This is a genomic window from uncultured Campylobacter sp. (assembly GCF_938045535.1).
Classification (GTDB): Bacteria; Campylobacterota; Campylobacteria; order Campylobacterales; family Campylobacteraceae; genus Campylobacter_B.
Genome location: NZ_CALIMQ010000330.1, coordinates 1 through 13,146 on the forward strand (window position 1 = coordinate 1; position 13,146 = coordinate 13,146).

A 13,146-nucleotide genomic window follows, 5' to 3' on the forward strand; every position below is an offset into this window, starting at 1 on the left:
GTTTTCATTAACCCGGTCTTTTAGGTTTATACGAAATTTTAAAATTTCGTTTTGTCGGTCCCAATGAAATTCCGCTAGGTCGTTCGGAGGGCGTCGTTTAGCCTATCTTGCGTGAAATTTGCGCTCAGATAAATCCTGCCCGCTCAAGTTTTAAAGCTAAGCTAAGCTTTTTGAAATTTAGCTCAGCAAAATTCGTGACCTTAAAAATTTGCCAGCTTAGTAGAGTTTAAATGCCTGACGGAATTTGCACGCTTGAAGGAATTTATTAGCCAAGCAATTTTATAAAATTCCGCTCGCTTTAGCTTGCGCGAAATTTTTAAAATTTCATTTTGCTAAAGCTCTTGCGCAGCTAGGTTTGCGCAGAATTTTTCAAAATTTCATTTTGCAAAGCCTTATGACTATGAGGTTTGCGCAAATTCTATCTAGCTTTGCCTCTAAATTTTAAAGTAGGGCTAGGCTTTTAAGATTTTACAGTTTGGGCCCAGCGGCTCAGCTCGGAGGATAAATGTTTGAAATTCTAAAGGGGCTCGATTACACGCCGTTTCTCGTCTCATTAAAGCTTGCGAGTTTAACGACGCTCGCGCTGTTTATCGTCTGCGTGCCGCTCGCGTTTTTTATGGCGAGAAAAAATTTCCGCGGCAAAAGCGTGATCGAATCGATCATCTCGCTTCCGCTCGTGCTGCCGCCCTCGGTGCTAGGGTTTTACCTGCTCATTTTTCTATCGCCGTATTCGGTGCTAGGGGAGTTTTTTGACAAACACTTCGGGCTTCGGCTCGTATTTAATTTCAGCGGGCTAGTGATCGCGAGCTGTATCTACTCGCTGCCGTTTATGTTTTCGCCGCTGGTTTCGGGCTTTCGCTCGCTTCCGCGCTCGCTTTTTTGGGCGTGCGATTCGCTAGATAAGAGCTATTTCTCCAAGCTTTTCCGCGTTGCATTGCCCGCGATACGCCACTCTCTGCTTAGCGCCTTGGTGATCTGCTTTGCGCATACGATGGGCGAGTTTGGCGTCGTGCTGATGATCGGCGGCAGCGTGAGCGAGCAGACCAAGGTCGCCTCCATTGCGATTTACGAAGCGACTGAGACGCTGGATTTTGCGCAGGCTCACGCGTATTCGGCGCTGATGCTGCTCTTTAGCTTCGCCGTGCTTTTGATTATGCATTTTTTGGGCGCAAAGGGCGCGAAAATACAAGCTTAAATCGGCTTTAAAACGAAATTTGCTAAAATCCCGCAAAATTTGGAATTTGGCATGAAAAACAAAAAAGACTTCGTTACCGAAAGATTTAACGCCGCCTTGATTTTAGGCGCTGCGTTGCTTACGCTTGTAGTAGTTTGCGAGATTAGCTTTTTGCGCACTAGGATCGCTACGCAGCTTGATTTGCGGACGCGCACGGCGATTACTTTACTTAAAAATACCGACGAGTCGCTTTTTAGCGAGCTTGAAATTCTAAAAGAAAATATCATTTCTTTGGACGCAAGGCACGAAGCTGCACAAAGCGAGCTTTATGCGGATTTGATCCGCAACGCCGTAAAATCTTCTCATAGATTTGACGCTATTTTTTATCTGTGCGCCCACGGCGCGGAACAGGAGAGCTTGGCGCTTTTTTCATCGGATGCGCGCATTTCGGATCTTGGCGAGATACGGCTTGCGGATATCGCAAGCGAGCTAAAAAAGGATGAATGGATATCGCGCTATATGATGATGGATGGGGCGTGGCGGTATTTTTTGATCAAGCGTGTAAATGCTGATTCATATCTGCTAGGCTTTGCCAACACTGCTAGACCGATTGCCAGGCTCTCCTCGCTGGGCGATATTTTGGTCTTTAATGCCGAAGGTAAATTTTTTAACGCTCCTGGCAGCGTAACCGATATATTGGGGCAGGATTTTGATTTTTCGCGCCTAGGCGAAGTGGTGAGCTTCGAAGACGAATCGGGGCTAGGCTTTGCATATCTTGCGAAATTTGGGGATAATTTCGTAATGGCTCGCGAACGAGCCGGCTATTTTTTGGGCGCGGACGATTTTATCGTCGTAGCGCTAGCGGCGGCTATTTTAGCTTATTTGATCCTTCTAATTTCAAATTTTACGTTTTTAAAAAAGCGCGTTTTCATCCCGCTTGCAGCAGTTCAAAACGCTCTGCGCCAAGGGGATTACCACTCCAAAATCCGCGATATAGAAGCGCTAAATCCGCTAAGCTCCGTCTTAGAAATTTCTAAATCCATAGACGAGGTTTTGAAGTCTAATTTGCGCCACGGCGATTTTAGCCTCAGCTTTAAAGATGCGCTAAAATACAGCTCTCTTTCGGTGCTTAGCATCGATAACGTCGCAGGCACGATCGAAAGCGCTAGCAACGGCGCGCGCGAGCTTTACGGCGATGACGTCGTAGGACGGAATATCTTCGCGCTGCAAGCAGGCTCATTTTACGATCACGCCTATCAAACCCAGCGCGCAAACTATGTCAAAGAAAACTATGTCGTAACCCGCCAAGAGACCAAAAATGGCGTCAAAGACCTTTATGTTAAAAAATCTTATATCCGCGACGGAAGTAAAATTTCAACCCTTTTTGTGGTACTTGATGCGTCAAAATATCGCAGATTTTACGATGAAACCAAGCAAAAATATGAGTATTTAAATCACGCACCTATCGTTACGCTCGTGTTTGACTACACTTCGGGCAAGATCGTAGATGCTAGCAAAAATATAAAAGAGCTTTGGGGTTACGAAGCGGCGCAGTTTTTAAGCGGCGAGATAAGGCTATGGGATTTGTTGGATGAAAAGGACGCGAATGAGGCTAAAAATGAAATTTTAAACCGCTTAGCCGATATGCCCGCAGAAGAGCTAAGCTTTTCTCAAAGCTATAAAATTCGCCACAATGACAATATCCGCTATAGCTACGAAGTGAGCATCTATGTCAAAAAGTCCGCCGCCAGGGCTGCGTTTTATTTTCAAAATATCGATGACGATGTTAAGGCGATCCGCGGCTTGCAGGAGGATTTGGACTTTTATCGCACGGTAATCGAGACTAGGAATTTTTGCACCTGCTTAATCGACCTTGATGCGCAGACGCTATCGTTTGATAAAAATTACTTTAAAATTTTAAAATATCGCGGCAAAAGGCTAAACACTGCGATGAGCTTTGGGGAGTTTAGTTATGAAATTTACTTCGCGGATTTAGAGAATTTCAATAAAATGATCCGCGAATGCACCGCCGGGCTTAGGAGCGATTTTAGCTGCGAATTTCGTCTGCGAAACGCCGCTAATGCCTATACTTGGATTAGTATGCAAGGCTACGTCACCGAAAAGCACGGCTCTCGCTCTCGCCTTGTAAAAACTACGCTCGAAGATATCAGCTCGCGCAAGCAGACGGAGCTGGAGTTAAATTTAAACGCCAACGTCTTTTCGCGCTCGCTAGAGGCGATTTTAATCACAGATGAGAGCGGTCGCGTGCTGCGCGCTAATAACGTCTTTTATGAAATCACCGGCTATAGCGAAAGCCAAACCATCGGCAAAATTCCAAATTTCTTCGCTCCTACGGAAGGCGGAGCAGACGTGATGGAGAGGATTAGAAAAAATCTCGTCGGCAAACAGACCTCTTACAAAGATGAAATTTACGGACTAAAAAGAGGCGGTGGCACCTTTCCTGCGCTATTTACGGCAATTGCGATAAAGGATGATTTTTCGCTCACCTCAAATTTCATTTTGATGTTTACCGAAATTTCGCAGATAAAGCAAAAAGAGAGCGAGCTAGCTAAGATCGCCCACCATGACGCGCTTACGGGGCTTCCGAACAGAGTGTATTTTATGAAGGCTGCGCAGAGATTTACCGCAAACTCGGGCGAAAATTCCAAGCTTATGGCGGTGCTTTTCATCGATTTTGACGGCTTTAAGGCGATCAACGACACCTACGGGCACGAGGTCGGCGATATGTTTTTGCAGGCTATCTCAAAGGCGATGAGTGGGCTACTGCGTAAAGGCGATATCTTGGCGCGCTTAGGCGGCGATGAGTTCGGCGCCATCATCGGCGATCTGCAAAGCAAGGATGCCGCGCATGTGCTATTAGATCGTCTGCTTGGAATTTCAAAGATGAAATTTAATCTTAAAGGCAACGAAATTAGTGCAAGCATCAGCGTTGGCGCAGCGTTTTACGACGGCAGCGAAAAGATCGATTTTTCAGGACTTTTATCGCGCGCGGATAGGGCGATGTATCGCGCCAAAACGAGCGGCAAAAACCGCTACTGCATCTTTGAGCGCGCCGAAGCAGACGGGCTTAGCGAGGAAGGGATTGCTGCGGCGATCGAAGAAGGGGAGTTTTTCGTGCTCTATCAGCCGATCATTAGCGGCGCGCAGATTTACGGATATGAGCTGCTTTTACGCTGGGATCGCGGAAAGCGCGGAATTCTTGCCCCGCAGGATTTTGCGCAGATATTAAGCGAGCCTCGATTTGAGTTACCGATCTCAAAATTTGCGTTTTCAAAGATGATGGAATTTAACGCTCAAACAGGCGCAAACTGCTCTATAAACGTAAGTTTAGCTGTGCTTACAAACGACGAATTTTACGATTTCGTAGCTCACAGCTTGCGAGACAGAGCTAATGCAAAAGGCGAGTTAATGTTTGAGATAACCGATTTTAGCGAGCAAAATTTTAAGGAATTCGCCCCTGCGCGTGGGCGTTATGCAGATCTTGGGGTTAAATTTGCCCTTAATAGTGCAAATAAAAGCAATATTCCATTCTTGAATGCCCAGCCTTTCGATATCGTTAAAATCGACCGCGAGCTCTGCCTTGACATAGGCAAGAAAAAAAATGCTATCCGAACGATGGTGGAGATCACGGGCAAACTAAAGCGGGAGTTTGGATTCGCAGTAGGTGCTCAAGGGGTCGAAAACGCGCTGTCGCTGCGGCTCTTAAACAATTTGAAATTTAACTATCTGCAGGGAAATTTTATCGCAAAAGCGCTTGATCGCAGGGAGATAGACGCTTTCATCGCGCGCTTTAAAGACACGCCCAAGCTTGCAGCCATCGACAAAGATGAGTTTATCAGCTTTTTAAACGCGCTTGATTACAAAGAGCTTGCTTTAAGCTTCGTTTCGCGCGCCGATGCAGGCGATCTGAGCCCCGGAGAGTTTGAAGGCTTTAGAGCAAAATTCGGCGAAATTTTAAATAAAACTCAAAGCGCGGGCAGCGAAAAATTTGCGCTAAATACAGAAATACGTAAGCAAATTTTAGATATTCTTTCGCTTGATTACCGCGTTTTGGCAAGCTTCATTCAGAGCTTTAAAACGCGGCTAAATCAGTTCATAAGCGATTTGGAGGCAGCATGATAGATAGCGTTAGCGCCGATTTCGATCACGAGATACCCAACGGCTCGAGGCTTTATTTCGGAAAGAGCGCACAGCTCAAGCGCGAGCTGGAAAATAAAGCGAGCGAAATCCTCGTTAAAAACGGCTTTAGCGAAATTTTAACGCCATATTTTTCATATCATCAGCACCTAAGCGTCGCGCCGCAAAAGCTTCTTAAGCTCTCCGATCCCACGAACCACGAGCTCGCGCTTCGCGCAGACAGCACCGTGGACGTCGTGCGCATCGTGCGCAAACGGCTGAAAGACGATAAGCTAAGGCGGCTATTTTACGTCCAGCCGACCTTCAAATACCCAAGCGACGAATTTTATCAGATCGGCGCGGAGCTAATCGGGGAGAAAAACCTGCCGCTTGCGATCAAAATCGCGCAGGAATTTTTTAAAGAATTTGATCTTATGCCCGCGCTTCAGCTGAGCAATATCGAAATTCCGAAAAAAATTTGCGAAATTTTAAATCTGCCGCTTGAAATTTTTGAAAAGGGCAAGATTGAGACGCTGCTTGAGCAAAATTTGCCTTGGTTGGACGCTACGGCTCGCGCCACGTCGCTAAAGGACGTGCAGGCTCTGCGTGCGCAGGTGCCTGAAGAGCTAAAGCCGTGTTTGGATGAAATTTTAAATTTAGGCGTAGATTACGAGTATATCCGCGTTTCGCTGCTGTATTACTCTAAAATGCGCTATTACGACGCGCTATTTTTTAGATTTTTAGACGCGGACGCAGTGTATTGCAACGGCGGAAATTACGAAATAGACGAGCTAAAATCCAGCGGCTTTGCGCTGCTAGTGGATGCTTTGATAGAAAAAATCATGCAAAAGGATGAAAAATGAGCAAAGTTGACGTAGTCATCGGCGCCCAGTGGGGCGATGAGGGCAAGGGCAAGATCGTAGATATGATAAGCGCGAATTACGATTTCGTATGCCGCAGCAGCGGCGGGCACAACGCAGGCCACACCATCGTCATAAACGGCGAGAAATTTGCGCTGCATCTGGTGCCTAGCGGCGTGCTTCATAAAAATATCATCAACATTATCGGAAACGGCGTCGTCATCAACCCCGACGTGCTGATTACCGAGATGGCGCAGTTTGAAAATTTAAAGGGCAGATTTTTCATAAGCGAGAAGGCGTTTTTAAATTTACAGTACCACTCGCTGATCGATCAGGCGCGCGAAAAGAGTAAGGGCGAGCTTGCGATCGGCACCACCGGTAAGGGCATAGGGCCTGCGTATGCCGATAAGATCGCGCGCACGGGGCACCGCGTAGCGGAGCTTTTGGAGCCCGAAAGGCTTGTCGAGGCGCTATCGCGGGATTTCGCTTCGCATGAGAGCGTTTTTGAAAAAGCGGGGGTTAAAATTCCTAGCAAGCTTGAAATTTACGATGAGCTAAAGCGATATAAAAGCGCGCTTGAGCCATACATCGCAGATACCACGCACATGCTGTGGAAGGCGCTTGATTACGACAAGCGCGTGCTCGTAGAGGGGGCGCAAGGAAGCTTGCTTGATATCGATCACGGCACCTATCCTTACGTCACGAGCTCGACGACTATCGCGGGCGGGGCTTGCAGCGGGCTCGGGCTTGCGCCGAAAGATATCGGCACGGTGATGGGAATTTTAAAAGCCTACACCACCCGCGTGGGCAACGGCGCGTTTCCTACCGAGGATAAGGGCCCGCAAGGCGAGGCGATGCGCGAGATAGGCAAAGAGTACGGCACCACGACGGGCAGGGCGCGTCGCTGCGGCTGGTTCGACGGAGTGGCTACGAAATACGCCGTGCGCCTTAGCGGCATCGACAAGCTCGCGCTTATGAAGCTTGACGTCCTAGACGGCTTTGAGAGCATTAAAATTTGCCGCGCATATCGCTACAAGGGGGAGGAGATCGATTATTTTCCGATCGATTTGGAAGCTGCCGAGCCGGTTTATGAGCAGATGCCTGGCTGGGACAGCGTCAAGGGAATTTCAAAATTTGAAGATCTGCCGCAAAACGCGCAAAATTATATCCGCAAAATAGAGGAGCTAAGCGGCGCGAAAGTGGGCTTTATCTCTACCAGTCCCGAAAGAAGCGACACGATAATTTTATAAAATCGGGCGGAATTTTAAGAATTTTAAAATTCCGCCGTTTGCAAACGCGGGCGGCGCGACCGCTCGTAGAACTGAATTTAAAGGAACGATCATGCGAATACGACTACCACACGTGCCATATATCGCGCATAAAATAGCGCTGGATCTGTTAAACTCGGGCTGTGTTACGCTTAGTGCAGGCATAGAGCCCGTCGCGAAGGAAGCGGATGAGATCATAAGGGGCGATCTGCAAAAAGAAAGAACGATAGACGAGCGCGCAAACGAGCTGATAGATGAGCGCGTAAGCGAGCTAGATGAGATGAGCGTGAATAAAAAAGATATGTTTTGGCTCATCAAACGCCACATCGCAAACGACGAGAATTTCGAGCTAAATTTCGAGGATCGCTACGGCACCATATCGCATAAAATTTTAGAAACCGTTTGGAAGAAAAATTTGATCGATTACAAAGTCTCCGAAAACAGGCTAAAGACGATAATTTATAACGCGATCGACGAATATCTTAAAAATTATCAAAAGATTGAGGATGCGGTCTATGAAAAGATCGATGGCTACAAGCAAAAATTGATCCCAGGCACCGAAGAATACGAGCTTGTGTTCGAAAAGCTCTACGAAGAGGAGCTAAGAAAACGGGGCATGCTGTAATGAACGCGTATATCTACATAGAAAACGGCATCTACCTGCAAGCTAAGGCGTTCGGCAAGGGCGGCAGCGCATTCGGCGAGCTCGTGTTTAACACCTCCGCCACGGGCTACGAGGAGATCATCTCGGATCCCAGCTACGCGGGGCAGTTCATTATCTTTACGATGCCCGAAATCGGCATCGTAGGGATCAACGAAAACGACAAGGAAAGCTCCAAAATCCATGCCAGCGGAATTTTCGTAAGAAATTTTAACAACGAGCCTTCAAATTTCCGCTCGCAGATGAGCTTGGAGGATTATTTTCTGCAAAACGAAAAATTCGGCGTTTACGACATCGACACTAGATTTTTAACCAAGATGCTGCGCGACGAGGGCAGCCTGCGCGCCTTCGTTTCGACCGAGATCAGCGATAAGGCGGCTCTTAAAAAGGCGCTTAGCGAGTCTGCGCGTATAGAGGAGATCAACTACGTAAGCATCGTAAGCACGAAGACGCCGTACAAGTACGCATCGGGTCGCTGGAACGCCGAGCGCGGAAGCTACTCCCAGCCCGCAAGCTGCGGCAAAAAGATAGCCGTGATCGATTACGGCGTCAAGCGAAACATTCTCAACGAGCTTTGCGATCTGGGGCTCGGCGTCGAGGTTTTCCCGCACGACGTTAAAGCGGAGAGCTTGATCGCTAAATTTAAAGAGGGGCAGATCGACGGCGTGTTTTTATCAAACGGCCCGGGCGAGCCGCGCATGCTTAAAGAGGAGATCGCGCAGATCAAAAAGATGGTCGAAGCGCGCGTGCCGATTTTTGGAATTTGTCTGGGCCATCAGCTGTTAAGCAACGCGATGGGATATGAGACCTACAAGCTGAAATTCGGCCAGCACGGCGCAAACCACCCCGTGCAAAACCTGCGCACCAAATCGATCGAGATCACCGCGCAAAACCACAACTACAACGTCCCCGAAACGATAGCGCAGATCTGCGAGATCACGCACCGCAATCTTTTCGACGGCACGATCGAGGGCGTGAGATACAGGGAGTATCCCGTATTTTCGGTGCAGCACCACCCAGAAGCCAGCGCAGGGCCTACGGAGAGCAAATATATCTTTAAAGAATTTCTTGAAATTTTATGATTTTTGAAATTTTGCCTGCACTAAATTTTATCGCAGTCGCGCGGTAAAATTTTAAATTTACGGCAAGCTTTAAATTTTTAACGCGGTCTTTGCATTGTAAATTTAAAGCTCGTCGCAGCCTGGATAATCGCAAGTCGGAGTAGTGAGTAAAGCACGCTTTTGCGAACTAAGGATTGTCGCGGTGATTTTGGATTAAGCAGCTTTTTGGATGAAACAGATCTGCGCTAGTCGCGATTTTAAATTTAAACTGGCTGCGCGCCGCATGCTTTTCATTCGTGTGATTTCGTGTCCGTATAACTTCTAAGCTCGCAGCTAAATTTCATGCGTTTTAAATTTAAAAATTGGCTTGACGCACTTAGCCCTTTCAAAACAGATCCTGCGGTACATTTAGCATGGCTTCAAGCTCTTTAAATTTGACGAACCATTTTGTTGCCGTTAAAAGTTTCGCTAGCAAGCTGCCCTGTCGCTCGTAAAATTTTTTCTAGCGCCGTTCGCTCACTAAAATCTTATTGACGCAGTTTTGCCAGTTATGCCTAGTTTTTTGGTAAACTATACCTGCCCTTAAAATCTTATCAGCGCTGTTTTTATTTCTCTCTAAAAGCCATTTGCCTAAAATAAAATTCCACTCCGCCGCGTAGTGAAATTTTACCTGCGCCAGCTTTGGAATTTTACTTTCAGCCGCTCTTAAATCTCTTTTGCACCGATAAGATTTAGCCCGCATCACTTTAAATTTTGCCAATCTCTATGCTGCAGTTTTTACTCACGCTTCTTTTTTAATCCCGCCCATATTTGCACCTAAAATAAGAGTTGTGTTACTTTATGAAATTAAATTTTTAACTTAACATTATTTTAAGCTCAATAAAAGAGAAAATTTGAAAGAATTTCGTTTGAAATTTCGCCTTTAGGGGTCTGCTATGAGCTGCGCTTTAAAAGAGCTGGACGTCTTGCTAGTCGAGGATGATACTAAATTACTAGCCTCGCTGCATAAGGCGTTTGAGGGTATTTTTAACAACGTTTACAATGCCCAAAACGGGCTTGAAGGTGTGAAAAAATTCAAAAAATTTAGTCCTAATCTCGTCATTACCGACATTTTAATGCCGATCGAGGATGGGCTTGAGATGATACGCCAGATCAAGCAGATCTTTCCGCATGCCCCTATCGTGGTGCTTAGCGGCTTCAGTAGGGAGGAGCAGCTAAAAGGCGTTATGGAGATTGGCGTCGAGCGGTATTACTTTAAGCCGGTAGATATCGCCGCATTTGTGCTAGAGATAAGTGCATTGATGAAGTCTAAGCTGGACTCGGTACGAGTCGTAAATATGGGTGCCGGCTACGTATTTGACGGGCTTCGTCGTATTTTACTGAAGGATGGCGAGCAGATCGTGCTTACTAAAAAGGAGCTTTCTTTTGTTTCGCTGCTAGCCAGTCGTGTGGGCGAGCTGGTACTTTACGAGGAGATCAAGCGTTATGTTTGGACTGAAGGAGCCGTGAGTGATACGGCGCTTCGCACCTTCGTCAAGCGTATCCGCGATAAAGTGGGTGGTGAAATCATAAAAAACGTCCCGAGCCTGGGATACAAGATCGAGCTTGAGCCCGCTTAAATTTGATCGCGTTTTTGCCGCTTTGTAATTTACGGAATCCACTCGTAAAATTTTGCGTCGAAATATGTCGCGATTAATGTGGAGCGAGGTAGAATTCCGCGCTCAAAGCGCCACAGATTAAAATTTTACGCTCATCCAACTTACTAAATTTGACTTGATAAAATTTAACCTCTCAAGCTTTTCAAAAACTTCTTTGCTTAAAAGCCCAAACTAAAAATTTCTTGCTAAAATATCGCAAAATTCCGCGTTCTGCGAATCGCTCTAAAGGATTTGTTTTGAAAAATTTGCCCTCTAAAAATCTCTTTGTCTACACTAGCTCGCGTGCGCTACGCGCGGCGCTGCAAAACGAGAGCGGCGGCGTGTTGGCGCCCAGGATTACGTTGGCGGAATTCTACGAAAAGGCGCTTTTTGTGCCGGATCTTGTCGCTTGCGGCGAGATAGATCGCGCGCTTTTTATGAAACAAGCGGTAAACGAGAGCAAGCGCGCAGGCGAGAGGCTTAAATTCCCTAACGAGCTTTACGAGTTTATGCGCAACCGCGAGTATCTTTTCGGCTTTTTCAAGGAGCTTGCGACGGAGCGCGTGAGTATCGATGCGCTCGATCTTAGTGACACATACGCGTGGTATGCCGAGCATTTTGAAATTCTGCGAGAGCTAGCGGGGGCGTATGCAAGGATTCTGCGCGAGCATGGATTTTACGACGAGATCACGCTGCCCGCGCTTTATGAGCTAAACGAATCCTATCTGCGCGGATTTGAGCGGATAGAAATCAACATCGACGGCAATCCTAGCGCATTTGAGTTCGAGGTTTTTAAGCGCGTGGCGGAGCTTAGCGAGGTCGTATTGAGCTTTAGAGCCACGACTTTAAATTCCAAGCCCGTGCGCGCGTTGGAAGAGCTTTGCGGCATAAGCTTAGAGTTAGGTTTTGCATACCGCGTAAATCTTAGTACGGGTGAAATTCTAAGCCGAGAGCCGTTAGGCGTGGGCGGAGCGGTTGTATGTAGAGGCTTTGAGCTGCGAAGCTTGCAGGCTAGCTACGTTTTTGAAAAAATTTCATCCTTTGTGCGCGCGGGCATTGCGCCGGAGCGTATCGCGGTGATTTTGCCCGACGAGAGCTTTGCCGGCACGCTGCGAATTTACGACGAGCGCATCGCAAGGGCTCGTGGCTCGCACCGCATGCTAAATTTTGCGATGGGAGAGAAGCTTAAAGATAGCCTATTTTACGTAACGCTAGAGAAAATTTCGCAGTGCTTAAAAGAAGCGCGCATGCCGAAATTTAGCGTAGATTACCGCGCATTCAAAAGTCCGGATGGAGAATTTTTGGATACGGAGGATTCCGCGGCACAGCAAAATTTAGCGCTAGGGAATTTCGCTTCGGAGAATTCTATTTCGCAAAATTTCGCACAGCAAAATTCCCCGTTTGATTGCGAAATTTTTTCAAATTCTAAAGCGGATTTAAATTTTATGTCTGCGCGAGAGCTTGAAAATACGGAAAATTTTGAAATTCTGCACGAAATTTCGGCGGAACGCGCGGATAGTGCGGAGGAGGAAAGCTTTTCGGTAGAGTTTGTAGAGTTTCAAGAGCCCTTGGAGTGTGCGCAGCAGCGCGATTATTCGGTTAGTGCAAAACGGCAGGAGCCTTCAAGGAAGCAGCAAGGGAGCCTACGAGACTCTATGCAGCGGAAGCATATAGAGCTTGAGGAAGAAGATGGGTATTCAAAAAGCCCTGAGCAGCGCGATCGTTTTAGGCACTCTAAAATGCGCGAGGGCGCAGATGAGTATCCGCAGCGCCCAAACCCACAGGAGCTTGATCTGTTTTTTGCGAGTGTGGACGTGGATGAGGCGCTTTTTGGCGAGTTTGCGCGCGATTTTACAAAGCAAGTAAGCTTTGAGCATTTCGAGGCGCTAATTGTCAAGCTCGCCTGTTTACCTAAAATTAGCGACGCGCTGCTGCAAGAAAAGCTAAAAGAGCCGCTATATCTAATTAAAATTTTGCTTCGAAAATTTAAGGACGAAAACCTAAGCTTGGGCAATCTAATCGATCTTTTTTTGCTGGAAATTTCGCGCATTAAGCTCGATGATGTTCGTGGCGGAAAGGTCACGGTAATGGGGCTTTTGGAGAGCCGTGGGCTACAATTTGATGGCGTGATAATCCCAGATTTTAACGATGATCTGGTGCCAAAGCGCAGTAGCGGAGAGATGTTTTTAAACTCTGCTTTGCGCGCTAGAGCAGGGCTCATCAGCCACGCAGACCGCGAAAATTTACAAAGATTTTACTACGACGGCTTGCTAAGAGGCGCTAAAAAAAGCGCGATTTGCTATCTGCAAAGCGTCGAGAAACTGCCTTCGCGGTTTTTGTAAAGCTTT

Annotated in this window: 8 protein-coding genes; all 8 read left to right on the top strand. The window is 47.1% G+C overall.

The window, feature by feature from the left end:
* Positions 1 to 505: 505 nt before the first annotated feature.
* The 8 genes from modB to Q0095_RS10155 all read left to right on the top strand — a co-directional run bounded on the left by modB (position 506) and on the right by Q0095_RS10155 (position 13,140).
* Entirely contained in the window at positions 506 to 1,195 is a 690-nt protein-coding gene (gene modB, locus Q0095_RS10120) for a molybdate ABC transporter permease subunit (protein ID WP_297883385.1), read from the top strand.
* A gap of 51 nt (positions 1,196 to 1,246) precedes the next feature.
* Positions 1,247 to 5,314, top strand: a complete 4,068-nt coding sequence (locus Q0095_RS10125; RefSeq protein ID WP_297883386.1) for a diguanylate cyclase — start codon at positions 1,247 to 1,249, stop codon at positions 5,312 to 5,314.
* On the top strand, positions 5,311 to 6,174 hold the full coding sequence (locus Q0095_RS10130) for an ATP phosphoribosyltransferase regulatory subunit (RefSeq protein ID WP_297883387.1): 864 nt from the start codon (positions 5,311 to 5,313) through the stop codon (positions 6,172 to 6,174). Before Q0095_RS10125 ends, Q0095_RS10130 begins: the two co-directional genes overlap by 4 nt.
* Positions 6,171 to 7,421: an adenylosuccinate synthase gene (locus tag Q0095_RS10135; RefSeq protein WP_297883388.1), complete on the top strand. Its 1,251-nt coding sequence runs from the start codon at positions 6,171 to 6,173 to the stop codon at positions 7,419 to 7,421. Before Q0095_RS10130 ends, Q0095_RS10135 begins: the two co-directional genes overlap by 4 nt.
* Before the next feature lie 91 nt (positions 7,422 to 7,512).
* Positions 7,513 to 8,064: a DUF507 family protein gene (locus Q0095_RS10140; protein ID WP_297883389.1), complete on the top strand. Its 552-nt coding sequence runs from the start codon at positions 7,513 to 7,515 to the stop codon at positions 8,062 to 8,064.
* Positions 8,064 to 9,182 (top strand): glutamine-hydrolyzing carbamoyl-phosphate synthase small subunit, encoded by a 1,119-nt coding sequence (carA, locus tag Q0095_RS10145; RefSeq protein ID WP_297883390.1) that lies wholly within the window; start codon positions 8,064 to 8,066, stop codon positions 9,180 to 9,182. The genes Q0095_RS10140 and carA overlap by 1 nt, the downstream gene beginning before the upstream one ends.
* Before the next feature lie 914 nt (positions 9,183 to 10,096).
* The gene (locus tag Q0095_RS10150; protein WP_177389441.1) at positions 10,097 to 10,780 is read left to right on the top strand and encodes a response regulator transcription factor; all 684 of its coding nucleotides are present in this window, start codon (positions 10,097 to 10,099) and stop codon (positions 10,778 to 10,780) included.
* 275 nt (positions 10,781 to 11,055) lie between these two features.
* Entirely contained in the window at positions 11,056 to 13,140 is a 2,085-nt protein-coding gene (locus tag Q0095_RS10155; protein ID WP_297883391.1) for a hypothetical protein, read from the top strand.
* Positions 13,141 to 13,146 lie beyond the last annotated feature (6 nt).

Coding starts and splice junctions, on each gene's coding strand:
- Q0095_RS10150 (WP_177389441.1), top strand. CDS start 10,097: ATGAGCTGCGCTTTAAAAGAGCTGGACGTCTTGCTAGTCGAGGATGAT.
- Q0095_RS10135 (WP_297883388.1), top strand. CDS start 6,171: ATGAGCAAAGTTGACGTAGTCATCGGCGCCCAGTGGGGCGATGAGGGC.
- modB (WP_297883385.1), top strand. CDS start 506: ATGTTTGAAATTCTAAAGGGGCTCGATTACACGCCGTTTCTCGTCTCA.
- Q0095_RS10125 (WP_297883386.1), top strand. CDS start 1,247: ATGAAAAACAAAAAAGACTTCGTTACCGAAAGATTTAACGCCGCCTTG.
- carA (WP_297883390.1), top strand. CDS start 8,064: ATGAACGCGTATATCTACATAGAAAACGGCATCTACCTGCAAGCTAAG.
- Q0095_RS10140 (WP_297883389.1), top strand. CDS start 7,513: ATGCGAATACGACTACCACACGTGCCATATATCGCGCATAAAATAGCG.
- Q0095_RS10130 (WP_297883387.1), top strand. CDS start 5,311: ATGATAGATAGCGTTAGCGCCGATTTCGATCACGAGATACCCAACGGC.